We start from the raw sequence: 23,777 nt of genomic DNA, 5'->3' as shown, positions 1-23,777 counted from the left end.
AAAGAGGTTAGCAGATGAACAAACAAATCGTAAGTGTCAGTGATGTGCTGCCTTATCCCGAATTTGCTAAGGCAATTGGAAAAACACCCGAAGCGGTGAAAGGGATGATTGAAAAAGGCAAATTACCAATCGTTGAAATGCGAAATCCCGAGAATCCAACCGCCCGCGGGGAATCTTGGGTTTACCTACCGGCATGGAATGCAGGCATGAAATTAGCCTTTGAAAGCCGCCCTAAAGAAATTCGCGACGGCTGGCTAATGTGGCTTGGCCTCGGTCAACCAAACTGAGGGAAATTGACTATGACTAACGGTACTTGTATAGCGAAAATGCTCAGAAATCATCAAACAACAAGCCCTATTGATTTCACAATCACTCATGGCAAAGGTCGTCAGGGTGTCATCATTTGCCAGCATCGTCGCTTCGCTAAGTTTATTGGTCTTCGCAACTTTCTCAAACGCATTACGGGAGGCTTGAAATGACAGTAATCACAGCAGCATTAGTTATGAAACAGCCGCAGGGTTTGCGCCGTGTTGTCGGCGAGCGTCTCGCGCAGACTCGCTGGATGAAAACGTGTGAGCTTTACAACCGGATGACAGAGCGCGAACGGCTGACGGTGTGTTTTCACGCTCAATTAAAACAGTCTCATTCAGTTATGAATTTGGAAGAAATGAATGAAGCTGACCGCGAGCTTATTGTTTGTGCTATTGATGAGTTGCGTTGTGCTTTTGATAAATTCCGCAGTGTTGGAATGACGAAAACCCGCTTTATATCTCGTCTGAGTATTAGCGAACGCCGGACTTTATATTTACACGCTGGTTTAACATCCGAAGAATTCAGCATGCCGCATTGGCGTATTGATGATAAAGCGTGTACTTGGCGGGAGGATTTATTCCGGGCATTACGGGAGTTATTCAGCTTGTTTGAAAATGCCCCGACTGTATTAACATCGGTTCGTCCAGAAACTTACCTTCACTAATAGTTTAATTTAAATAGTGCGCTTGACGGCGTAGGGTTTCTTTTTGTCTGGAGTTAAAGAAATGGCTTTAACAGTTGGCCAAGAAATGAGAAATAAAGCAGCCAGCGAAGCGAACGATTGGATGTTACAACAGGCGCGCAATGAAGCACGTAACGATGCAGCTGTTATTTTCTCATCGCATCTTGATGCGTTAATCAGTCACGCAATAAAAGATGATTTGAATAAGGTGGAGATATTAGAGCTTCTCCAACAAGAGTCTATTCGTTTTCATAATGTAGGATTAGAAAATCACGAGGTTATTTAATGCCAGATTTAATGGATTCAATACAAGAAAGAAATCTCGATGTTTTGGCTAATCAGGTTGCTGCACATCGAATCAATAATAGTGGAGTTTCTGCCTCTGTCTGCGAAGACTGCGACCAGCCAATCCCAGAGGCACGTCGCGCAGCGTTCCCCGGCGTGGTGCGTTGTGTATCTTGCCAAGAAATCACCGAGCAGAAACAGAAGCACTATAGGAGCTAATTATGATTCGTATTGAAGTGGGAGACTCTTGGGTAATAACCAGTGACTCATTACAGTTTATATTGAATAAAAAGAAAGTGGTTCTTTCTGGAGAAAAGAAAGGTCAGGAGTATTTAGAGTCTGTTGGTTATTACTCAAAGATTGAGCAGTTGGTGGGTGGCCTTATTCACTTTGATATTCGCGCGTCAAAAGTGAAAACCATTTCAGAGCTTGCTTCATCTATAGAAAGTATTGGTGAAATTTGCCAAGAGGCGTTTTCCGCTGCCTCGGTGAATAAATAATAATGCAGTTAATTACAAGGGGGCGCGTCGCCCCCTCGCCGCCGCCAAAAATTAACAACACCAACAAAATTAAATTTGTTGGTGTCTACTCTTGGAATGCGCCAAAAGAAGCTATCGGCAAAGAAAGACCGCTTACCCGTGATGAATTCCATCAGGGGCAAGCGATTTTAAATAAAATTCATTCCCTTCCTCATTTTCTGAGCGGCATCTTTGCCGGTCGTCATGAGTATCTACGTAAAACCTCCGGCTTGCTGACCGCGCATCGTTTCCTGTTTAACGTTTTTATGCCACGCATCTGGCCACGCATTGAGATTGTTAACCATAAATTCGCGAAGGAATTCGACGGTAGAGCGTTGCAATTATTTAGCGAACAGGCCGAAATCTATCGTCAGTTGCCGGGCATGAATGACCGCGAACTTAAGCAGCTGTCCATGCAGATATCATCACGGCTATTTACCGAATACGAAGATTTAAGCGATCAGTACATTGCCCAGCACGATGGCGAGCAATCAGCACTATTTACTGATCGGGCACAGCAAGAAATATACGGGCAGATTGCCGGGATTGCCCGTCACTTTAATGTCCGCCCTTTACACTGGAAAAAATATTGTAAGCGCAAAATGAACATGCGCGCAGCGTTCTCCAGTATTGCGCGACTGGTAAATGACGAATGGTGGGTTCGCCAGTTCAAAGCGCAGCGGATGCAGTGGCGTGAAGCACTGCTGATTGCCGTTGGTGAGGTCAATCTGCAAAAGTCAGGCTATGCCAGCAAACAAGCCATTCGCGATGTTCGTGCGCGCCGCTTGGCCGCAATGGAATATCTGAAATCCTGCGATTTGGAGAACGTCGAAACCGGCGAGCGCATCGACCTGATTGATAAAGTCATGGGGAGTATTTCTAACCCTGAAATCCGCCGTATGGAACTGATGAGCACCATTGCAGGAATAGAAAAGTATGCAGCGAGCGTGGGACATATCGGTATGTTTACCACCATCACTACGCCGTCTAAATATCACCCTACACGTCAGGTCGGAGCAAAAGAAAAGCGCCAAGTTAATTTTAATCACAAGTGGGATGATGCGGCGTTTTCACCAAAAGATGGCCAGCGCTATCTGGTGAAAATCTGGAGCAAAATGCGCACGGCGTTCAAGGATGCCGGTATCCGTGTTTATGGTATGCGCGTTGTTGAACCGCACCACGACGCCACGCCCCACTGGCACATGATGCTGTTCTGCGACCGTGCGCAGCGTCAGGCGGCTGTCGATATCATGCGTCGTTATGCACTAAAAGAAGACGGCCAAGAGCGCGGCGCTCAAAAACAGCGTTTTCAGTGTAAGCACATGAATAAAGGCGGTGCAGCAAGTTACATCGCTAAATATATTGCGAAAAACATTGATGGTTACGCCCTTGATGGCGAACTGGATCACGACACAGGACGCCCATTATCTGAAACGGCCGCAGCAGTTACCGCATGGGCTTCTACTTGGCGCATCCCCCAGTTTAAATCTATCGGCGTTCCTACCATGGGAGCCTATCGCGAACTGCGTCGTTTACCGCGTGGTGTGAGTATCGCCAATGAGTTTGACGAATTGGTCGAAGCTGCCCGCGCAGCAGCCGATACGGGCGATTTTGCTGCATATATTTCGGCACAGGGTGGAGCAAACGTACCGCGTGATATGCAAACCGTCAGAACTGCTCGGCATGTTGTTGATGAGCTCAACGAATATGACGAAGAGATCCAGAAGGTCATCGGTATTTATGCCCCGCATCTTGGCGCTGGCCATATCCATGAAACCCGTACAACACAATGGCGCATTGTCTCTAAGGCCGTTGACGTTGCTGTTCATCCTTTGAATTTAATAAGCGCCTCCGGCGCGCCTTGGAGTCCTGTCAATAACTGTGGGGAGGTCGAGACTGGAGCCGGACAGTTATTGCCTGCCACACCTCCTGAGTACACTGCTGCGGTGATAAATCTTATAGAGACCGGCGCTGTGAGTTGGAATGAGCCGGATGTTGCCAAGGTGCTAAGAGACACTTTAAAAGGGCAAGTCTCAAAGGTTAATCACCATCAGCACACATTCAATCCGTCAAAAGCGCGAGATTGCGCACCATCTGCACGCATGACGCGGCGAGAACGCGAAAGAATGCCGCAAATTGCGAGAGATTTAGAACAAAACGGTATTACCCCTGAACGGTGGGAGCTTGAGGTACTGGCTCGCGGGGCGGAAGTAATGTTTGATGATAATAAATACTCATATTCGTGCCCGGTTGAGTGGCCGGGTTTTGATTGCTAAACAACATTGGAGATGTTCACTGTGAGATGCATTCCTTTTCCACGACCAGTAGAGCGAGAGAGTTTGATTGATGTAGTTAATCAGCTGCATAAGCTGATTATCAAATCAGGCATTACGCCTGACCACCTCGTCACTTGCTCCGAAATGGTCAGGGACAACATTAAGAAAATCGATGGCATCAAAGAGGGGGATGATTTGGGCGTTTAAGTCTTCATTCGTCCGTTCAGATGTCACCATACGGTTATTAGCCGTATGGCTTGACGGAGAGGTTTAGAACGGGTAGATTAACCTCATACGGTTAATAGCCGTATGACAATTTATCTATAGAACTGCTTACCGTTTTATCAAACGGTTTAAATGAGACGGCGTAAGAAACACGCCAATAAAAACTAAGTTAAGTGGAGCATTAAATGAGAAACCAATCTAAAGCGCTGAATTTTAGTAGGTTTATAAAACTGTCATAACACTTGAATAAGGAGGTGTTGGTAAATTAAAAGCGAAAACGAGGTAGCGAATATGTCAAAAGTAACTGAATTTCCTACAGATGTTCGGTATGTGAAAAATGCTCGAGTAGAGCTTAAAACAAGTCCTGACCTAAAAGATGTGCTTCGTGAAGCGGCTGCGGCTGCGGGATTGGATTTGAGTGCATTTATCTTGAGTGCGGCTTTGGAACGAGCGGAAAGTGTGCTGGATAACCAGCGTCGTAGACAGCTTTCTTCCCAAAGTTGGCAACAAGTAAATCAACTCCTTTCTGAACCTGCTGCGCCAACGCTGGCTTTACAAGCGTTAATGAGGAGAAAGAAAGATGGTGGCAAAAAGTGATCAACAGCAAGATGTGATGTTCTGCGCTTATCAGGCAGACATCACTTATCCGGGTAATAAGAATTTCGATTGCGGCAACGCAGTGATCAACTCTTATGTGCGTAACTCGTTAAAGAAAAGCGTTAAAGATGGCTATTGTGCTGCCAAAGCGCTGATTGACGCTACAACGGGCGAATTGTTAGGTGTGTGTACCTTCTCTGGGTATTCTCTCGATAAAGCCAAGTTATCGGGAGTGGTAACAGGGTCAATGCCTAATGACATAAGTGTTGTGCGTCTGATTATGTTAGGCGTAGCCACTAATGAACAAAATAAAGGCTATGGGCAAGATTTGCTCTTTGAGTTTTTTGAGCAAGTAAAAATTATCCACGAATCACTTCCAATCAAGGGAGTGTATCTGGATGCAGATCCCGCAGCGATTAATTTCTATGCGCGCTTAGGGTTTGTGGAACTTAATGAACCACCTAATGCTTATGGGGCGGTTCCGATGTTTCTGGCTATTCAGCACATCCTTGCTGCTGCATAGTAAAAAAGACCCGCTTCGGCGGGTTTTTCTTTTTGCATTCATGGTGCATGGATTCGCATTTTTTCTAAAAATTATTAAACACCGCGCCGCGCCTGTATTGGTGCGGTTCTCGGCGGATCAGGCAACTGCATAAAAAGCGACATATAAAGCGGGCAGGCGTGGCGGGGATAGCATTGCGCGCAAATACACTTTTTTATATTCATTCTGAACCTGAGCGAGCCTTCGTTGTATCGTATCACTTAGTTGAACATGAGTGTAGCAAGTTGCATGTAGAGGTTCTCATTACACTTGTTAAGATGTAACAGTTTTGAAGCCAAGTGACACTTTTGGCTCAGAAATATACTTAATCTGATAGTCAGAATCGAACGATGTACATATGAGAGAATTTAAAGACAGGAGCACTGACTAGGAGAATTAAATTACGATAATTTTTTTCATATTGGCTTAAGCTATTTATAGTGTTATTTAATTAATCAGATGAGCAATGCACTATATTATGAAATAAAGCCTAGAAAAAAACACCCTTGATGATCAATGGTTTTTTCTTAATATGCAAAGCATAAATTATATTGTTAAAAGGAATGAGAATGGAAGATTTAGTAAAAACATTAGATTTATTTTTTCAATCAGAAGATAGGGTTATTGTAATAAAAGGAGATTGGGGTGTAGGCAAAACCTTTTTTTGGGAAAACTATCACCTCAACCAAAAAAAACAACTGAATAAAATAGCGTATTCCTATGTGTCTCTTTTTGGGAAAAACTCTATTAATGACATTAAGAAGGAAATATTCCACTATGCAACACCTATTGACATGCATAAATATAAAGAAGTAATGAATGGACAAGATAAAGATATTAATGGCAAGTTCTTGCCAAGAATAAAAGCATTTGCAAAATACAATCGTGGCTCAAAGTTTATAATTAAATATTTCGATAATACATCTTTTGGGTTTAGAGCTAGTTCCTTAATTTCTGCATTGGAATATGGCTTTATTAAGGACTATATCATCTGCTTTGATGACTTGGAAAGAAAAGGAAAATCTTTAGAAATAAAAGAGCTCATGGGCCTGGTAGACGAATTGGCAAGGAAAAAAAACTGCAAAATCATCCTGATATTTAACGAAAGGAATCTACATGACGATTTGCAAGAGAAACAATTTTCCGAATACCGTGAGAAAGTAGTTGATCTTGAAGTAATGTATATACCTTCTGTTTATGATAATTTAGAAAAAGTGTTTTTTAGAAAAGATAAAAACTTACTGCGAATTCAGAAAGTAGCACAAGACTTAAATATAGTAAACTTACGAATAATTAGAAAAATAAAGCTCTTACTTGGCACCTTTGATGTATACCTAAATAATGCAGTTGAGGGTGTTAAGCAGGACTTCGTAAATAGAGCAACCTTATTTTCTTTGGTATATTACTCTGGCGTTGAAAATGTTACTTACGATGACTTCAAACAAGAATTGAATGCGGGATTAATTAGGCTATTGGATATCGAAGAAGAAGAGAAAAAACCAGTGCAAAAATTTATTGATAAACTTGATGTCACATACGATGCGAGTGGTCAAAGTTTCGACAATGAGATTGATCTTTATCTTAGAAATGGTTTTATAAACCCTAACAATGAAATGAATGAAATTATAAAATCAAAAAATAATGAATACTCTAATATAGAGCTAAATAATAAAATGAATAAAATATGGTCCATTTACACTGAGTCTTTTGAAGATAATGATGATTTTTTCATTTCTGAAATTGAATCTTTATTAAACGAAAATCTTCATGTGATTCCTGTTAACCGACTAGGTAATTTTATGGATATGCTAGAGTCATTAGGTAAGAATTGTGATCATTATATAGAAAAATTTGTTTCTGAAGCTTTCCCACAAGGTGACCTTAGCAAGGTTGGGTTAAGTAAAACTACGTGGTCAGACTTACATTCTGGATTCGATAAGCTAGATGAAGCAATAAGTAGAAGAATCTCTTCATTGCAGGATAGCCCCTCAATAGAAAATATACTAATTCGCTTTAGTTCTAATGACTCATATAATGGCAGGGATATTATCGCGCTTAATTCATTTTCTGAGGATGACTATTATCAATGGATAATTAGTTGTGAAATTGACACCATGAATTTAATACGGCATGGCTTATTAAAATTCGATGGATTAACTAACCCTAGCCCCGAACAAATACAAATAACTGAGAAAGCAAAAGGTGCGCTACGAAGAATATCAAAAATATCTACTTTAAACAATTTAAGAGTGAGGCACATTATAAAAGTAAATTGAATATACATGAAATTAAGGAATTGCCTCTGTATATAATAAAAAATAAACATACAGAGGCTGACTTTTCAATGGCCGTAAAATATTTTTCATTGTCCTCGCTAGATACCTTTTCACTTACGCACTGTAACAACTTGTTGATTTTTAGGAATAACCATCATTCTCCTCAAAGAAAACCATGCGGAAAATTGATTGATCACCACCAATTAAAAATTTATTTTAATTAACAAAAAAAATTATCTCTTTCCGATTAAGTCCTAACATCACGTTTATTCATATCCTGCAAATGATACTTTTCACGTAAAATTGTGCTCATACAGTTTTAGAGCATAATATAGCTGCCAGTATTCTGGCAGCTATATTATGCATGTGATGGATTACAACTCGTAATTATTAAACCGTACCACCTCCGCCCCTGCCCACTCGTTCAACTCTTTCATACGTTCCTGCAACGGAACCAGCTCATTACGCACAAATACCTTTGCCGCTTTCTCAACGTCCCCAAACCCGCCGGTGTTGCTGGGGATGATGCCCATCATCTGCGGAGGAACCCGGTGCGCGCTGAGCAGGTCGTCGCGTGTCGCATTCTTGATGTTAAAGAAATCATCTTTCGTGGCCACCTCACTGAGCGGGATGATTTTAATGGCGTCAGCTTTCCCGCCGGGAGCATGGTAGAAAATATTTTTAAAATTACCTGAGCCCTTAGATTTGGTCATCATATCGCGCAGTGCGGTCACGTCCTGTGAGTTTTGCGCCGGGTCGGTCACGTACATGACATAGCCCGCGTGAGCCCCGTTGAGAAAATACTTGCGGCGATACAGTGTGGCGGATTCATTCAGCCACGCGCTGTTTAACGCGCTGAGGTATTCCGGCAGGCCGTAGAGCTCCTGATTAATGTCCGGCTCTTGCAGGTGGAACACGCCTCCTTGGTCGAATGTGTGCGGGGTAGTCATGTCCTCCACAAACCAATAGACATCACCCTCAACGCCTCGGCGGGTGTATTTGGCCGGTGAGGTCTCAAGTTTGAGCAGCTTGCCGGTCACGCTCATGCGCTTCTCAATAAATGCATTACCAAAAACAATATAATCCAGCGCATAGCGGCTAAATTGCTGCTGTGAAAGCATTGGGTGCGGGATAAACGTGCTGGCCAGAATGTTGCGCTTAACGTACATCGGCGAACTGTGATGAACGGCGGCGCGGAAGCTTTTAGCCAGCCCGGAGAATGTCACCGGCGGTTCGTACCACTTCCCGTTACTCATACACTCCAGATAATTGAGAATGTCGCGCCGGTCCATCACTGTGGCCGGTTCATCAAAGCGAAACATCTCGCTTTTCTGCGTATCATTATTCGCTGTCAGTTTTTTTGCCCTGCGGTTTCGTTTACTCATATCAGTACATCACCAATGTGGATTTCATTTGTCTGCCGGAGGCGGCTGTCAGCGGCTCGTTGATTAATACGTGCATGGTTGCCCACGCCACGTCAGCGTGGCTGGCTTCTTCACTGCGGCTGGCTCGGAAAGTGGATTTAGCACCGCTGGCGGTCATTGTTTTTTGAATGGCCATAAAAGAAGCGGTGATATCGGTGTGCCCGGCGTCATATTGCAGGCACCCTCGATGGATAGTGTTTTTGGCTTTCAGCACCATTTCGGTTTTGATTTCCGGCGTGTATTTAATTTCGCGCGCAGCCGGATAAAACTGCCTGACGAGCTGGTAAACACCCTGCCCTACGGTGGTTGCGTCAATGCCGATGTACTCGACGTTATATTTTTCCGTCAGTGCCTCAATTGCCTTAGCCTGTGCATCAAAATCCATGCCCTGCCACTGGTGCCGCTCCAAAATGCGGAATATGCCGCCCGGCTGTTCCGGTGGAGCTATGACGACGCAACCGGCACTGTCGCCGCCGTTCGCCTCCGACGGGTCGTAACCAATCCACACAGGATTATTATCAAACGGATGGTGAACGTAGGGATTAAAGTCCGGCCACTCTTCCAGACTGTCCACCATGCAGCCCTGCAATGATTCAAATGGAAAAACCGACGCTTTATCATCGACAAATTCGCACATCAGCAGGTTCTGATATTCCGACGGGGCATATTCCAGACAAAGCTGGTCGAGGTCGAACAGGTCGCAGCCACCGGCCAGCGCATCATCTATGGTGACAATCTGCCGCCACTGGCCGTCGTCACATTTAACACCTGCGGCCAAATGACTGTGGCTGAGGTCAAGCTGAATGCGCTTGCTTTTATCGCGCTGGCCTTTGTTAAAGAGCTCTCCCGACCAGAACGGGTAAGCGCTGTGGGCAAGGCTCGACGGCGTAGAGAAATACGTGGTACGCCATTTTTTATGCAGCGACATCCCGGAGGCCACCTTGCGCAGCTCCTGAAATTTCGGGATCCAAAAATATTCATCCAGATAGAGATTGCCGGTGTAGCTCTGCGCGGTGCGGATGTTTGTCCCCAGAAAGAACAGGCGCGCCCCGTTTGAAAGCTGCATCGGGTCGCCCTTAAGGTCTACGTCCACCTGACGGGCAAAGTCGATGATGTAATTTTTAAAGACGTGCGCCTGCGATTTACTGGCCGAGATGAATATCTGATTACGCCCGGTGGTCAGCGCATCAAGCAGCGCCTCGCGGGCAAAAAAGAAGGTCGCGCCAATCTGGCGGGATTTAAGAATATTGCGAATGCGGTGCTGTAACCCCGCCTGATGCCAGACGCGCTGATAATCAAACGCATCATCGAGAAAGATATCGCTGAGTTTCGCGATCGCCTCGTCAGAGAAAACATTTTTCTCTACCTTCTTACGTTCGCCTTTGTTGCGGTTGGCCACGTTGGGATTTAAATCCGCCTCACTGCCGGTGGACATGTAGCGGTTTACCCTTGCCAGACGTTCGATCTGTCGGCCTAGCAGGTCGATTTCTTTAAAATCCTGCCCCTCTTTTTTACTCTTCATTACCAGTTGGATGACCCGCGCCTCAATGCTGGTTTCAATGCGTGAAATCGGGGCAACGGCGTCCCATTTCTCGCGCTGCTTCCAGCTTTGCACTGTGGGTTTTTTCAGGCTTAGCATTTCCGCTATTTGCGTGACGGAAAAACCCTGCCAGTAAAGCAGTGCCGCCTGTCTGCGAGGGTCGCTGATTAATCCTGCGTTGTTCTCGGTCATTATGTCGCTCCGCTGAATGGATGTGCGTCACGCTACGCAACCGCCCGCCCCCTCGCATTAAGCCCCTGTTGTGTAACAGATCGTCAGACGGCAACCGCTGGCCGTTGTGGCGTCTGGTCGGGAAACTAAGCCCGAACCTAACCCACACAGGACAGCGAATAATGGCAAAGAAAGTATCTCAATGGTTTCGTATCGGCGTTGAGGGGGACACCTGCGACGGGCGCGAAATCGACGCCAACGATATTCATCAAATGGCGGCGTCATTTGACCCGCGCGTCTACGGTTGCCGCATCAATCTGGAGCACTTCCGGGGGCTGATGCCAAACGGCGACTTTAAGCGACTCGGCGATGTCGTCGAGCTGAAAGAAGAACTGATTGATGATGATTCAATCCTCAATGGCAAATGGGCATTGTTCGCCAAAATGACCCCCACTGACGAGCTGGCTGCCATGGTCAAAGCCGGTCAGAAAATTTATACCTCCATGGAGATTCGCCCGAATTTCGCCAATACCGGTAAAGCCTATCTGGTCGGTCTTGCCGTCACTGATGACCCGGCAAGCCTCGGCACTGAAATGCTGGAATTCAGCGCACGCGCCAAGGTGAACCCGTTCGCCGGTAAGAAAGACCACCCCGATGATTTGTTCTCGGTAGCCACGCTCGCCGAGCTGGTATTCGAAAATCAGCCCGACAGCGCGATTTCCAGCCTGACCGGAAAAATCAAAGGGATGTTTAAAGCGAAGCAGACCAGCGATGACGCACGTTTTTCTGACGTGCAGGGAGCAATCACCATCGTCGCTGAAGAGCTGCAAAACGCGGGCGAAGCCACCGCACAGCGTTTCAGCGCTATGGAGCAGGAAATCACCGAGCTGAAAGGTCAGGTCACTGCCAGCGAAACGGCGCTTTCTTCCCTGCAATCGTCTCTTGACGATACCGAAAGCTTTAAGCAGCCGAAGCGTCCGGTATCTCCCGGCGGCGATGGTGCCAGCACCTTTATGACCAACTGCTGACCGGCAGCGTTATCCCTGAATTCCTGATAAAAAAAGAGAGAAATATGCGCAAGAATACCCGCTTTAAATTCAATGCTTACCTGTCCCGCGTGGCTGAACTCAACGGCGTTGACGTGGAAGACCTGAGCCACAAATTCAGCGTTGAGCCGTCGGTCACGCAGACCCTTATCACTACCGTGCAGGAGTCATCAGAGTTTCTGACCCGCATCAATATGGTGCCGGTGGATGAGCAGGAAGGTGAAAAAATCGGCCTCGGCGTGACAGGCTCTATTGCCAGTACCACAAATACCGACGGCGACAAAGAGCGTAAAACTGCTGATTTCCAGTCGCTGACCTCGCGTAAATATAAATGCGAGCAGGTGAACTTCGATTTCCATATCCGTTACAACACCCTTGACCTGTGGGCGCGTTATCAGGACTTTCAGATCCGTTTGCGTGACGCTATCGCCAAACGTCAGGCGCTGGATTACATCATGGCCGGTTTCAACGGCGTGAGCCGCGCGGCAGACTCAGACCGCAGCAAATACCCGATGTTGCAGGATATCGCGGTGGGCTGGCTGCAAAAAATGCGCAACGAAGCCGCCGAACGTGTGATGGATAAAATCACCGATGATGACGGCGCAGTGGTCTCCGCCACCGTGCGTATCGGTAAGAATGGCGACTTCGAAAACATCGACGCCGCCGTTATCAACGCCACCGATTTTCTGCTGGACGCATGGCACTCCGAAGATCCGAATCTGGTTGTCGTGTGTGGCCGCAAAATGCTTTCCGATAAGTATTTCCCGCTGATTAACAAGTCACAGGAAAACAGCGAAAAACTGGCCGGTGACATCATCGTCAGCCAGAAACGCATCGGTAATTTGCCTGCGGTTCGCGTGCCCTACTTCCCTGACAATGCCCTGCTGATCACCCGTCTGGATAACCTGTCCATTTACATCATGGACAGCTCGCACCGCCGCCATATCGAAGAAGTGGCGCGCCGTGACCGCATCGAAAACTACGAGTCACTGAAAATTGACTATGTGGTCGAGGACTACGGCTGCGCGGCGATGATTGAAAACATCCAGCTAGGTGATTTCACCCCGGAAGAAACCCCAGCCGAAACAGAAAGCGAGGCATAACCATGCTGAGTCCCGCACAGCGTCACATGATGCGGGTCTCTGCTGAAAAAGCCTCGTCGCAGCGGGTGAGTAATCCGCTGCGTTCGGCACTGCCCTACGGCCAGATGCTGATGAAGCTGCGCGGAGACCGCCAGATATTGAAAACAATTTATTCCGTGGAAGACAAAGCCCGGCGTAAGCGCGACATGTTGCCGTCGTATGCGCCGTGGATTGCCGGTGTACTGGCCAGCAATGCGGGCAGTCAGGACGACATTCTGATGACCATGCTCCAGTGGTCGCTGGATGCCGGAGACATTCGCGGGTCATTTGACATGGCGCGCTATGCGCTGAAACACGGTCTGACCGTCCCTAACAACAAACGCCCCGCGCCGTACCTGTTTGCCGAAGATGTTGCGCTGGCGGCAATGCGTGCCCGCAGTGCCGGTGAGCCCGTCAGCGTTGATGACCTGCTGACCGCCATAGATATGACGCTACCGTTTGATATGCCAGACCCTGTGCGCGCCAAGCTGCACAAAATCACCGGTCAGGTTTTGCGTGATGACGGCCACCCTGAGCAGGCACTGATTCACCTGCAACGTGCGATGCAGCTCGACAGCGCCGCCGGTGTGAAAAAAGACATAGAACGGCTGGAGAGAGAATTGCGGCCAGCGCCCGAAGCTGTGAAGCCTAAAGCCGCCCCGGCTAAGCGCGGACGTCCGGGCAAGGCCGCAAAGCCTGCGGCGAGGCAGGCCAAGCGTGGACGCCCACGCAAAACCGTACTCTCCGGCAGTTAACCGAAAGCGCCCCGCGCCGGACGGCACGCAGGCTGATGCAGGTTTTTACCTCGTCTGACGCCTGCGTCCACCGTCCACCTATTTGAGGTTTAAGAAATGGACATTGTTATGACCACCGCCCCGGCGCGATCCGCTGTGGTTATTCCGCCTGATGCGCTGGTGAGTCCGATTATCACCAATACCTTTTTTTTCCCTGACGTTGACCCGGAGCAGGTGAGTGAAAACATCCGGCTTGGCCACGTCGTCACGCCTGCGCGTTTTCGCCGGGCAATTAAGGCCGCGATGGCCGAGGTGAACGCCGAGCTTTACCCCTATCGCGATGCGCAGATTGAAGCGGGTTTTAAAACGCTGGCGGAGGTTCCCGCCGAGCAGCTCGACGGTGAAAGCGTGAAATGTTTCCACTACCTGAGCGCGGTGTGCGCGATGACTACCGCCGTGATTTATGAGCGTTACCGCAGCTATGACGCCAGCGCGAAAGGGGACAAAAAGGCCGAAGCGCTGGAGGTTTCTGTGGATGACCAGTGGCGCGATATGCGCTGGCACGTCTCCCGGTTGCAGGGTCAGGCGCGCGGCATGGTGAGCCAGCTCTGATGCAGGTTATCGCGCAGCAGGGCGACACGCTCGACGCCCTGTGTTATCGCCACTACGGGCGCACCGGCGGCGTGGTTGAGTCCGTGCTTGCTGCCAATCTCGGGCTGGCTGAGCTGGGCGAAATTTTGCCACATGGCACCGTGGTGATTTTGCCCGCCGTTGACGCCGCGCCGGTTTCTGAAATCGTCCAGCTATGGGACTGAAAATGGAAAAAATCACATCACAGATTGCCTACGGCCTTGCTATGTCACTGGCGTTTATTGGTGCGCTGACTCCGCAGGATATTGCGTTTCTGGTGGGGGCTCTGGTGGCCGTAGGGACATTCTTTGTTAACTGGTATTACCGCCGCAAAAGCTACAAGTTGCTGGAGCGTAACGGCCTGAGCCGGAGGGTTTTCGATGAGCTCAATCGCTAAGCGTTGCAGCGTGGCCGCAGTGCTGGCTCTGGCCGCATTGATGCCCGATTACCGTTATGTAAAAACCTCCGATGAGGGGCTGGCACTGATTGCTGACCTTGAGGGGTGTCGCCTGAGTCCGTACCAGTGCAGCGCAGGCGTATGGACATCAGGTATCGGCCACACTGCGGGGGTGAAACCGGCAAATAACATCACTGAACATGACGCCGCCCGCAATCTGATCGCCGACGTCATCATGACCGAACGCGCCGTGGATAAGTGTATGCCGGTGGCCATGCCGCAGCCGGTATATGACGCGGTGGCCAGTTTTGCGTTTAACGTCGGCACCGGCGCAGCCTGTCAATCCACACTGGCCAACTTCATCAGGCTTGGTGATTGGGCGAAAGCCTGCCAGCAGCTCCCGCGCTGGGTGTATGTCAACGGCGTGAAAAATACGGGGCTGGAAAACCGGCGCGCGCGCGAGCTGAAACATTGCCTGAAGGGGGTGCCATGAAATTTATCATTGCCGCGTTACTGCTCTCTCTGGTGGCATCCCTTGCCGGTTGGCGATGGGCGAATAATAGGGTCACTGAGGCAAGCCGCACCATTGCGCAAATGCAGGGGGCGCTTGCGGCCAACGCTGCGACCATCAGCAAGCTGCAAGCCAGCGGTCAGCGTAACGAGCGGGCGCAGGTGGTACTGCGTCAGCAAATCACCGCAGCGGGTCAGCTTGCCAGCCGTCGTAATCAAACCATCACGAGGTTACTGAATGAAAATGAAACCCTGCGCCGCTGGTATCAGTCTGCTTTGCCTGACGATGTTGTCCGGCTGCACACGCGATCCGAATTTACCAACCCCGGCGATTATTTACGTTGGCTGTCCGAAAGTCAGCAGTTGCCCGATACCGGCCAGTCGCCCGAAAACCAACGGTGATTTAAGTGAAGACAATCGCCAGCTTGAGGGCGCGCTGGTGAACTGTGCGCTGCAAGTCGAGGCCGTTAAACAGTGTCAGGAGTCCCATGATGTTAAAGCCCGCCAGCCTGAGAAAGGCGCTTTTTAAATCCGTGCCGTTGCTGCGAGATAACCCGGACATGTTGCACATGTTTGTGGACGGCGGCGTTATTAACGCCACGCTGGCCGCGTCGCTATCATTTGAGAACCGCTATACGTTGGATATTGTGGTAACGGATTACACCGGTGATATCAACCTGCTGATTGTGCCAGTCAACGTCTGGTTGCGTGAGCATCAGCCGGACATTATGACCACCGAGGAAGGGAAAAAACGCGGCTTCACCTTCGTAGCGGATATTAACAGTGACGACAGCAAAGACGTCCGCATGAGCCTGCAACTGACCGAGCGCACAATCGTCAAAGAGGTTGACCGCAGGATAAACGTTACGCCACTGGACGAGCCCCCGCCGCCGGTGCCGGTACACAGGCCTATGGAGTTGTATGTGCATGGCGAGCTGGTGAGTAAATGGGATGAATGAGCTCAAGCCTTTTGACGATAAGTTATCCGGGCTGCTGGAAAGCCTGTCACCGGCTGGCCGTCGCAAGATGGCCACAGAGATTGCCAAGAAACTGAGAGCCAGCCAGCAGCAGCGCATCAAACGACAAAAAGCCCCGGACGGTACGCCGTATGCATCCCGAAAGCGTCAGCCTATAAAGGCTAAAAAGGGACGGGTAAAGCGCGAAATGTTTGCCAAGCTGCGCACAGCCCGGTACCTCAAGGCCAAAGGCTCGGGGGATGCGGCGACGGTGGAGTTTGCCGGAAAGGTGCAACGCATTGCGCGCATCCATCAGGAGGGGCTGCGTGACAAACCAAACCGTCATAGTAAGCCTGTGCAATACAATTCCCGACCACTCTTAGGGTTTAGCGGAGCTGATAGCCAGATTATTGAGGATGTGATCATGTCTCACCTTAGCCAGTAAAACACGCTGTTGTACAGCCCGCCATCCTGCGTCGTTGCACTGTCGCCGGTTAACTCCGGCGGCATCCTTTCTGGTATGAAAACACGTCGTTATTATTCGAGAACCGTTGCACGCTGGATATTGTGGTAACGGATTACACCGGTGATTTAAACCTACTGATCGTGCCGGTTAACCGACCTATGGAATTGTATGTGCATGGACAACTTGTGAGTAAATGGGATGAATGAGCTTAAGCCTTTTGACGACAGGTTCACGGGATTGCTGGCCAGCCTTTCCCCCGCTGGCCGTCGCGATTGCTAAAAAACTGCGTGCCAGCCAGCAGCATATTAAGCAATAAGAATCACCGAACGGCTCGCCCTATGCCAAGCGAAAGCGTCAGCCTGTCAGTGGGCAGCGCGGGAGGGTCATGCGGGGAATGTTCGCCAAATTGCGTAAGGCTCGATACCTTAAGGCGAATGGCAGCAGTGGTCGGATTTGCTAGGAGGGTGCAGCGGATTGCTCGTATTCATAAGAAAGGGTTGCCGGATAAACCAAAAAATATAGTGATTCAATGAGATACGAAGCCCGTCAGTTGTTAGGGTTCAATGAGGCTGAACAACAACTTATTAAAGAAACTTCTTTACACTTTATTTTTACTCATAGCAGTATAACGCATTAAAATATCACCCCCCCTCTAGAGGAGGATGATTGATATTTTAGATTCGCCCGCATCACCTAACCACGAGGAGTTCAACACCCTTCTTTTACACGCCAAAAATAAGTCGACTTACTTAGGTGAGAAATAACAATAAAGCCGTCATCTAAAAAATCAATTAATAATCCACCCTATCCCTTAGGATTTTATCTTTAAATCTTTTGAAGTAATGTGATCCATACCGTTCGAATTCATCAACGTGATAAGGCAATATCTCATTTAAGAAATGCCCTGTTACTTGATCAATATATTGTTTGGTTTTGTCTAAATACTCCCTGCTGATACCGCAAGAGCTTTTCAAATGACTTCTTAAGTGGCGCATTCTATCTAGTGCATACGGATGTGTTTTTGCATGAGATTTCCCTTGTGGAGAAAAATATTCACCAACTTGCTCTAGTACGTAAAAAAAATAAAAGCATGTAAATGCTGCGTCTGCAAGGCTACTTCTATAATTATTATCCCCTTTAATGTTTTTTATTGAATGCCAGTCAGCATCGTACTCTTCCTTGAATCTATGTTTGTAATGAGGAAAAATACTAGAGTTATCTGAATTAAGTAAATATTCATCTACAAGTTTACTTTCTTTAAGGTGTCCAAGTAAATGATGCGCGTACTCATGGCCCAAAATAAAATTATATTGCATGGTTGTGATTTCTTGAAGATGGTTTTCAATATATTCAGGGAAATCACCTCTTGGGTCTAAGTCGAAATCGAGGGACTCATGTCCATAGTAAACCCTCAGTGCTATGACATACGCAGTAAAGCATTCTTGATCAGTGAAATCTAAACTTTGACCAAATAGGAATATATTGAAAAAATACAATGCATAGATAAGCTTTTCAGAAACAATTATAATATTTCCTTTATCAACTGGCATGCAAATAGCATTGGCTCGACTTATCATAGCAGTCCCTACAGGGACCTTGAATAATTTATCATGATTGCCCTTTGAAACGTTATTTATATAAAGGTTTTGTCTGTCATTCCTATTATACCATTTTGATAAGGTCATGCCCTCTGAGTTGTTGAATCTCTTCTGAAAAACACGAATCAATCTAGGATTATCTAATATTGATTCGGCTCTAATTTTCAACAAGTAATCATCTAGTGCCGATGGTTTTACTATCCTATCTAAATCGGCTTCGTTGCATATTACTTTATACACTCCCCACAAATCACCAAACTTTTGATCTTCAGCTGTATTTATGGGGCCAAAATCTGTCACGTGAAAAATCCCACCCTTATCATCAATAGGTATTATTACGCCTGTTTTTGTTCTTATGGCGCCGGGTATTTTTGCCGCCATTTTATCAAATGTATCTTTCTTTTCTTTAATCGTTATTTTTTTCATCGTTGTCATACGAGTATCCACTCCGCGTGGTTTTATATGAATAAACTAAGGGGTTTAATGTGATTTCTTGTTAATTATGTATTTTTCTAATACTGGTATTTTGATGATAATTTAACTCGATTACATTGTTGTATCAATGACTATCATACGCGCGAACTCTGTTTTTTGATTTTATTCTAGTGCACCCTTCCTCTCATGAAAACACTCGAAACCCTTTCCGAACTTTCCCGCGCCGTGCGCGACATTATCCGCATTGGCGTAGTTGCCGAAGTGAATACAACGCTGGGTGTATGCCGCGTCCAGTCCGGTGAACTTGTGACGGACTGGCTGCGCTGGCTGACGCCCCGCGCTGGTGGTGCGCGCACGTGGTGGGCTCCCTCCGTGGGTGAGCAAGTTTTGCTGCTTTCCCTAGGGGGTGAGCTTGATATCGGATTCGTGCTGCCGGGCATTTACAGCGATGACTTTCCCCCTCCGTCCGTTTCCGCAGAGGCGTATCACGTCAGCTTTTCTGACGGCGCTCAATTCCAGTATGAACCGGCCAGCGGTGCGCTGACGGTGAGTGGTATTCAGACCGCTGATGTATCCGCCACAAAATCTATTCAGGCTACCGCGCCCAATGTGACGGTGACGGCCAGCAGCAAAATCACGCTCGATACGCCGGAGGTGGTGTGTACCAACAAACTGACTACCGGCTCATTAGAGGTGAAAAAAGGCGGTGCTATGAAAGGCAATATCTCGCACAGCGGCGGCGCATTAACCTCCAACGGTGTGCAGGTTGATACCCACACACACGGCGGCGTCCAGACCGGTGGCGGAAACACCGGTAAACCGAATTGATAGCTGAGGTTTTGATAATGACTAACGCGAAATATCTCGGCATGTCACGCCAGTCAGGGCGTTCGGTTGAAGACATGGCGCACATCAATCAGTCAGTCAGTGACATCTTGCGAACGCCGTTAGGCTCTCGGGTCATGCGCCGAAATTATGGCTCGCTGCTTTCCGCGCTGACCGACCAGCCGCAAAACGCGGCGCTGCGGCTGCAAATCATGGCCGCGTGTTATTCGGCGATCCTTCGCTGGGAACCGCGCGTCAGCCTGACCGGCATCACCTTTGAAACCACTTACAGCGGGGAAATGGTGGTCAATATTACCGGCAACCGCACTGATTCCCCCGGCGGTTTCTCTTCTTCCATCTCACTGAGTTAACGCTATGGCCACGATTGATTTAAGCCTGCTCCCCGCGCCGGATGTGGTCGAGGAGTTGGACTATGAAACCTTGCTGGAAGAACGCAAAGCCACGTTGCTGTCACTTTATGACGAGAGCGAACGGGAGGCCGTCGCCCGCACCTTGGCGCTGGAATCTGAGCCTATCGTCAAACTGTTGCAGGAGAACGCTTACCGCGAGGTGATTTTGCGTCAGCGTGTCAACGAGGCGGCGCGCGCCAATATGCTGGCCTACGCCACCGGCGCTGACCTCGACCAGCTCGGCGCAAACTATAACGTTGCGCGGCTGGTTATCACGGAGGCTGATGATACGGTGCTGCCGCCGGTTGCCGAGGTACTGGAAAGTGACAGTGATTTTCGTGTGCGTATTCAGCAGGCTTTCGAGGGGCTGAGCGTGGCCGGTTCAACGGGCGCTTATCAGTTCCATGGCCGCAGTGCTGACGGTCGGGTTGCGGATGTGTCAGTGATTAGCCCGGGACCTGCCAGCGTGACGATTTCTGTGCTTTCGCGTGAGGGTGACGGCACGGCCAGCGCGGAGCTTATCGCGATTGTGAATGCGGCGCTCAACGCCGAAGACGTGCGCCCGGTTGCTGACCGCGTGACCGTACAGTCAGCAAAGATTGTGCCTTATCAGATTATTGCCGAGCTCTACGTTTATCCGGGGCCGGAATTAGAGCCCGTTAGGCTGGCCGCGCTGGATAAGCTTAACGCTTACACGCAGGCACAGCACCGGCTGGGGCGTGATATTCGTCTCTCTGCGATTTATGCCGCGCTGCACGTTGAGGGCGTTCAGCGTGTCGAGCTTACGCAACCGGTGGCCGATCTCGTACTGGACGACACGCAGGCGTCATTTTGCACCGAATCCTCCATCACTATCGGAGGGACTGATGAGTAATGCAAGGCTCTTGCCCGTCGGTTCATCGCCGCTTGAGGTTGCCGCCGCTGCGGCCTGCGCCGAGCTGACCGCTGTCCCCGTCCCGCTGCGCGATTTATGGAACCCGCAAACCTGCCCGGCGAAATTCTTACCCTATCTGGCGTGGGCATTTTCCGTTGACCGGTGGGATGAGAAATGGCCGGAGGCGACCAAGCGCAGCGTTATCCAGTCGGCTTATTTCATCCATACCCATAAAGGCACCATTAGCGCGATCCGTCGGGTGGTTGAGCCGTTGGGATACGTCATTAACATTTCTGAATGGTGGGAAACCAGCAGCCCGCCCGGGACGTTTCGCCTCGATATCGGCGTGCTGGAAAGTGGCATTACCGAAGAAATGTATCAGGAGATGGAGCGGTTGATAGCCGACGCCAAACCGGCCAGCCGCCACCTTGAAACGCTGACCATCATTCAGGATATCCCCGGCCATATTTTTGTTGGTGCGCTTTCTTACGACGGCGACGTCATCACCGTTTATCCGGCCTAAGCAGAGGACAACTCATGGCGACTTATAAAGCATTACTGACTACCGCCGGCGCGGCCAAAATCGCCGCCGCCACGGCAGGCGGAACGCAGGTCAAAATCACGCGCATGGCCGTCGGTGACGGGGGCGGAAAACTCCCGACGCCTGACCCAAAACAGGCCAAACTTGTTAATGAAGTTTATCGCGCCAATCTCAACCGGCTAAGCATCGACGCCAAAAACAGTAATTATCTGGTGGCCGAACTGGTGATCCAGCCAGATGTCGGCGGCTTCTGGATGCGTGAAATGGGCTTATACGATGCTGACGGCGTGCTGATTGCTGTCAGCAATATGGCGGAAAGCTATAAACCCAAGCTTGCCGAAGGGTCAGGCCGGTTGCAGACCCTGCGCATGGTGCTCATCGTTAGCGAAATTGAGTCCGTCGCGCTGAGCATTGACGGCTCGACGGTCATGGCGACAAAAGATTATGTAGACGACAAGCTGACAGAGCATGAGAAATCACGCAACCACCCCGACGGCACCACGACGGCAAAAGGTTTTGTGCAGCTTAACAGCTCGGTCAGCAGTGCCAGCGAAACGCTGGCGGCGACGCCAAAGGCGGTGAAAGCCGCGAATGACAACGCCAATACCCGCGTTCCCAGCACCCGAAAGGTGAATAACAAGCCGCTGACGGCTGATATCACCCTGTTACCGGCGGACGTCGGGGCGTTTAGTAACACATTGCCTATTGTCGATAACACCAAAGTCACCAGACTCACCGACCCGTCACTGGTCGCAAAATCAGGGGCTGTCACGCTGGCAGGGTATTTTGATGATCATCCACTCGGTGGTAAGCCCAATCAGGCCGCTGATACGCTGGTGACTTTTCGCCGTGCGTACAACGCCGGGGCTGCGGTGACTCAGTATCTTCACAGCACCAACGGTACTATCTACGTTCGTACAGGCGCTGTAAGTGCCGCCGAGGAAAGCGGCTGGCTATGGAAGCAGGCCGGTGCAACAACGCTGCCATTCGGTTGGCGTAAGGTATTTGACTCAGCCAACCCGCCGACGGCGGCGGATGTGGGCGCACTTGCTTCAACCGGCGGCGTGGTTACTGGCGAAATTAAAGGCACCTCTGCGGTATTTTCAGGGTCGCTAACACAACGGGAAAACATCGTAGGTTATCGGCAATTGATCTCCAGACGAGATGCGTTTTCAGCTTACACAACTTATAACCGGCTTGATCAGGTGGAAGGTGTGCGGCCTAGCTCAGTGATCGCTGTTGGTGATATTACCGCCCGCCTTACAACAGCGGCGGGCGATCCATACGGTCGCATTCTCGCCGGGGTAAGTTTTCAGTACAACACCACCGGTGGCGGAAGGTTAGTGCTCAATGCCAGAAATGACGCTGGGTTGGTTAAATCCTCTATCACCTTAGATGGTGATACCTCCAACACAACAATCGCCGGTGATGTCGATTTCAACGGGCTGGTGAAATTCAACCGGCATGACGCAGCATGCCAATTTAGCTCGGCGAATGCGGTACATCCGTTAATGAATGTCAGCTACTCCAATGCAGGAAACTTTGGCTTTTGGGATGCCACTAACGGTAAGTGGGCTCTTCGTAAAAGAGCGTCAAACCTGACAGACGGCACTGCGGATAATTGGGTGATGGATGGCGGTCTTGAAGTCACCGGTTCCTATGGCCTGACATTATCAACGGCGCTGCCTGTAAGCAGTGGCGGCACCGGTGCCAAAACAGCAGCTGATGCAGTAAAAAATCTTGGCGCACTCCCTGCAAACGGTACTGCTGTAGCAGCGACTAAACTCGCCACCGCCCGCAAAATTGCCGGTGTAGCCTTTGACGGCACCAAAGACATCAATCTCACCAACTCGAGTGTCGGGCTTGGGAATGTCGGGAATTTTGCCGCCGTTCAGCAAGGCGGCGGTGTCGGTATGGGTACAAATAAAATCTATATCGGCTGGACGGGTGCGAAGGTAAAAATTCAGGTAGACGCCTCTGATATGGGGGAGGTTTACACAACGCAGAACAAACCGCCTTTTGTTGATGCTTATTCTAAGACTGAAAGTAATGCGCATTATATTGCGCGTGATAGCGTTAAAACTGCCGGATTTGCGAGCGGAAACGTGGCTAATCCCTATATGCGGCATGAGGCAAGTGACGTGGTGGTTTATCTTGCGGATCGGAACTGGTCGGATAGTCGTTTTGTTTACGACGTGCAGCGTGGCAGTCAGGCGCTAGAGAATGCGGGCTGGACTGCTCAGCAGAACTGGGAAGCGCCGACGGGTTGTTTCATGACGGGGTTAAATATCAGACCGGACATGGGCGACTGCCGAATGATGGGGAAATACTACCGCGCGTTAATGATTAGATCGGCCAGTGGAAGCTGGCGACAGGTGGGGAACTAA

29 protein-coding genes and 1 pseudogene are annotated in these 23,777 nt (G+C 49.2%); 27 read left to right on the top strand and 3 right to left on the bottom strand.

From position 1 onward, the window contains the following. Nucleotides 1-14 precede the first annotated feature (14 nt). The 10 genes from J1779_RS04900 to J1779_RS04855 all read left to right on the top strand — a co-directional run bounded on the left by J1779_RS04900 (nt 15) and on the right by J1779_RS04855 (nt 7,712). Nucleotides 15-287, top strand: a complete 273-nt coding sequence (locus tag J1779_RS04900; RefSeq protein ID WP_217203003.1) for a Cox family DNA-binding protein — start codon at nt 15-17, stop codon at nt 285-287. 12 nt (nt 288-299) lie between these two features. Continuing rightward, complete coding sequence (locus tag J1779_RS04895; RefSeq protein ID WP_217203002.1) at nt 300-479, top strand: hypothetical protein; 180 nt, start codon at nt 300-302, stop codon at nt 477-479. Beyond that, complete coding sequence (locus J1779_RS04890) at nt 476-976, top strand: replication protein B (RefSeq protein ID WP_217203001.1); 501 nt, start codon at nt 476-478, stop codon at nt 974-976. The genes J1779_RS04895 and J1779_RS04890 overlap by 4 nt, the downstream gene beginning before the upstream one ends. Nucleotides 977-1,037: 61 nt before the next feature. Further along, the gene (locus J1779_RS04885) at nt 1,038-1,280 is read left to right on the top strand and encodes a DUF2732 family protein (protein WP_217203000.1); all 243 of its coding nucleotides are present in this window, start codon (nt 1,038-1,040) and stop codon (nt 1,278-1,280) included. Beyond that, nucleotides 1,280-1,498, top strand: a complete 219-nt coding sequence (locus J1779_RS04880) for a TraR/DksA family transcriptional regulator (protein ID WP_217202999.1) — start codon at nt 1,280-1,282, stop codon at nt 1,496-1,498. The genes J1779_RS04885 and J1779_RS04880 overlap by 1 nt, the downstream gene beginning before the upstream one ends. Nucleotides 1,499-1,500: 2 nt before the next feature. Further along, nucleotides 1,501-1,779 carry a DUF5405 family protein gene (locus tag J1779_RS04875; RefSeq protein WP_238485068.1) on the top strand — a complete coding sequence of 93 codons (279 nt, stop codon included), beginning with the start codon at nt 1,501-1,503 and terminating at the stop codon, nt 1,777-1,779. 2 nt (nt 1,780-1,781) lie between these two features. Then, complete coding sequence (locus tag J1779_RS04870) at nt 1,782-4,073, top strand: replication endonuclease (RefSeq protein ID WP_217202998.1); 2,292 nt, start codon at nt 1,782-1,784, stop codon at nt 4,071-4,073. A 516-nt stretch (nt 4,074-4,589) separates the two neighbouring features. Beyond that, nucleotides 4,590-4,895 (top strand): type II toxin-antitoxin system TacA family antitoxin, encoded by a 306-nt coding sequence (locus tag J1779_RS04865; protein WP_217202997.1) that lies wholly within the window; start codon nt 4,590-4,592, stop codon nt 4,893-4,895. After that, complete coding sequence (locus tag J1779_RS04860) at nt 4,879-5,418, top strand: GNAT family N-acetyltransferase (RefSeq protein ID WP_217202996.1); 540 nt, start codon at nt 4,879-4,881, stop codon at nt 5,416-5,418. The genes J1779_RS04865 and J1779_RS04860 overlap by 17 nt, the downstream gene beginning before the upstream one ends. Nucleotides 5,419-6,005: 587 nt before the next feature. Continuing rightward, nucleotides 6,006-7,712, top strand: coding sequence for a P-loop NTPase fold protein (locus J1779_RS04855; RefSeq protein WP_217202995.1), 1,707 nt, complete (start codon nt 6,006-6,008; stop codon nt 7,710-7,712). A gap of 374 nt (nt 7,713-8,086) precedes the next feature. Here J1779_RS04855 and J1779_RS04850 read toward each other — a convergent pair whose 3' ends face one another. Next, complete coding sequence (locus J1779_RS04850) at nt 8,087-9,097, bottom strand: phage portal protein (protein WP_217202994.1); 1,011 nt, start codon at nt 9,095-9,097, stop codon at nt 8,087-8,089. Nucleotide 9,098: 1 nt separating this feature from the next. Next, nucleotides 9,099-10,868 (bottom strand): terminase ATPase subunit family protein, encoded by a 1,770-nt coding sequence (locus tag J1779_RS04845; protein WP_217202993.1) that lies wholly within the window; start codon nt 10,866-10,868, stop codon nt 9,099-9,101. Between the two features lie 161 nt (nt 10,869-11,029). Between J1779_RS04845 and J1779_RS04840 the strand changes: the two genes are divergently transcribed. From J1779_RS04840 to J1779_RS25490, 12 genes and pseudogenes are all read left to right on the top strand, one after another. Continuing rightward, nucleotides 11,030-11,875 (top strand): GPO family capsid scaffolding protein, encoded by an 846-nt coding sequence (locus J1779_RS04840; RefSeq protein WP_217202992.1) that lies wholly within the window; start codon nt 11,030-11,032, stop codon nt 11,873-11,875. Nucleotides 11,876-11,919: 44 nt separating this feature from the next. Further along, the gene (locus tag J1779_RS04835; RefSeq protein WP_217202991.1) at nt 11,920-12,996 is read left to right on the top strand and encodes a phage major capsid protein, P2 family; all 1,077 of its coding nucleotides are present in this window, start codon (nt 11,920-11,922) and stop codon (nt 12,994-12,996) included. Between the two features lie 2 nt (nt 12,997-12,998). Then, nucleotides 12,999-13,769 carry a phage terminase small subunit gene (gene gpM / locus J1779_RS04830; protein ID WP_217202990.1) on the top strand — a complete coding sequence of 257 codons (771 nt, stop codon included), beginning with the start codon at nt 12,999-13,001 and terminating at the stop codon, nt 13,767-13,769. Nucleotides 13,770-13,865: 96 nt separating this feature from the next. After that, on the top strand, nt 13,866-14,360 hold the full coding sequence (locus J1779_RS04825) for a head completion/stabilization protein (protein WP_217202989.1): 495 nt from the start codon (nt 13,866-13,868) through the stop codon (nt 14,358-14,360). Continuing rightward, complete coding sequence (locus tag J1779_RS04820; protein ID WP_217202988.1) at nt 14,360-14,563, top strand: tail protein X; 204 nt, start codon at nt 14,360-14,362, stop codon at nt 14,561-14,563. Before J1779_RS04825 ends, J1779_RS04820 begins: the two co-directional genes overlap by 1 nt. Nucleotides 14,564-14,565: 2 nt before the next feature. Further along, nucleotides 14,566-14,775: an HP1 family phage holin gene (locus J1779_RS04815; RefSeq protein WP_217202987.1), complete on the top strand. Its 210-nt coding sequence runs from the start codon at nt 14,566-14,568 to the stop codon at nt 14,773-14,775. Then, entirely contained in the window at nt 14,759-15,268 is a 510-nt protein-coding gene (locus tag J1779_RS04810) for a lysozyme (RefSeq protein ID WP_217202986.1), read from the top strand. The genes J1779_RS04815 and J1779_RS04810 overlap by 17 nt, the downstream gene beginning before the upstream one ends. Continuing rightward, nucleotides 15,265-15,687 carry an Rz-like lysis system protein LysB gene (gene lysB / locus J1779_RS25495; RefSeq protein WP_238485067.1) on the top strand — a complete coding sequence of 141 codons (423 nt, stop codon included), beginning with the start codon at nt 15,265-15,267 and terminating at the stop codon, nt 15,685-15,687. Before J1779_RS04810 ends, lysB begins: the two co-directional genes overlap by 4 nt. Then, nucleotides 15,572-15,814, top strand: a complete 243-nt coding sequence (gene lysC, locus J1779_RS04805; protein ID WP_238485066.1) for an Rz1-like lysis system protein LysC — start codon at nt 15,572-15,574, stop codon at nt 15,812-15,814. The genes lysB and lysC overlap by 116 nt, the downstream gene beginning before the upstream one ends. Next, on the top strand, nt 15,777-16,244 hold the full coding sequence (locus tag J1779_RS04800) for a phage tail protein (RefSeq protein ID WP_217203020.1): 468 nt from the start codon (nt 15,777-15,779) through the stop codon (nt 16,242-16,244). Before lysC ends, J1779_RS04800 begins: the two co-directional genes overlap by 38 nt. Next, entirely contained in the window at nt 16,237-16,686 is a 450-nt protein-coding gene (locus J1779_RS04795; protein ID WP_217202984.1) for a phage virion morphogenesis protein, read from the top strand. Before J1779_RS04800 ends, J1779_RS04795 begins: the two co-directional genes overlap by 8 nt. A 219-nt stretch (nt 16,687-16,905) precedes the next feature. Next, nucleotides 16,906-17,344, top strand: a pseudogene (locus tag J1779_RS25490) (phage virion morphogenesis protein). Nucleotides 17,345-17,498: 154 nt separating this feature from the next. On the opposite strand, the gene J1779_RS04785 reads toward J1779_RS25490, so the two are convergent. Then, nucleotides 17,499-18,740: a hypothetical protein gene (locus J1779_RS04785; RefSeq protein WP_217202983.1), complete on the bottom strand. Its 1,242-nt coding sequence runs from the start codon at nt 18,738-18,740 to the stop codon at nt 17,499-17,501. Between the two features lie 186 nt (nt 18,741-18,926). On the opposite strand from J1779_RS04785, the gene J1779_RS04780 reads away from it, so the two are divergent. Genes J1779_RS04780 through J1779_RS25485 form a run of 5 tightly spaced genes read left to right on the top strand, consistent with a single transcriptional unit; the run spans nt 18,927 to nt 23,777 of the window. Then, complete coding sequence (locus tag J1779_RS04780) at nt 18,927-19,568, top strand: phage baseplate assembly protein V (protein WP_217202982.1); 642 nt, start codon at nt 18,927-18,929, stop codon at nt 19,566-19,568. 17 nt (nt 19,569-19,585) lie between these two features. Beyond that, complete coding sequence (locus tag J1779_RS04775) at nt 19,586-19,936, top strand: GPW/gp25 family protein (RefSeq protein ID WP_217202981.1); 351 nt, start codon at nt 19,586-19,588, stop codon at nt 19,934-19,936. A gap of 4 nt (nt 19,937-19,940) precedes the next feature. Next, the gene (locus J1779_RS04770) at nt 19,941-20,849 is read left to right on the top strand and encodes a baseplate assembly protein (protein ID WP_217202980.1); all 909 of its coding nucleotides are present in this window, start codon (nt 19,941-19,943) and stop codon (nt 20,847-20,849) included. Next, complete coding sequence (locus J1779_RS04765) at nt 20,842-21,372, top strand: phage tail protein I (protein WP_217202979.1); 531 nt, start codon at nt 20,842-20,844, stop codon at nt 21,370-21,372. Before J1779_RS04770 ends, J1779_RS04765 begins: the two co-directional genes overlap by 8 nt. 14 nt (nt 21,373-21,386) lie before the next feature. After that, the gene (locus tag J1779_RS25485) at nt 21,387-23,777 is read left to right on the top strand and encodes a phage tail protein (RefSeq protein ID WP_238485065.1); all 2,391 of its coding nucleotides are present in this window, start codon (nt 21,387-21,389) and stop codon (nt 23,775-23,777) included.

Source organism: Rahnella rivi (assembly GCF_019049655.1).
Lineage (GTDB): Bacteria > Pseudomonadota > Gammaproteobacteria > Enterobacterales > Enterobacteriaceae > Rahnella > Rahnella rivi.
Note: the sequence above shows the minus strand (reverse complement) of the source record. Positions and strands in the feature narration are given on the sequence as shown.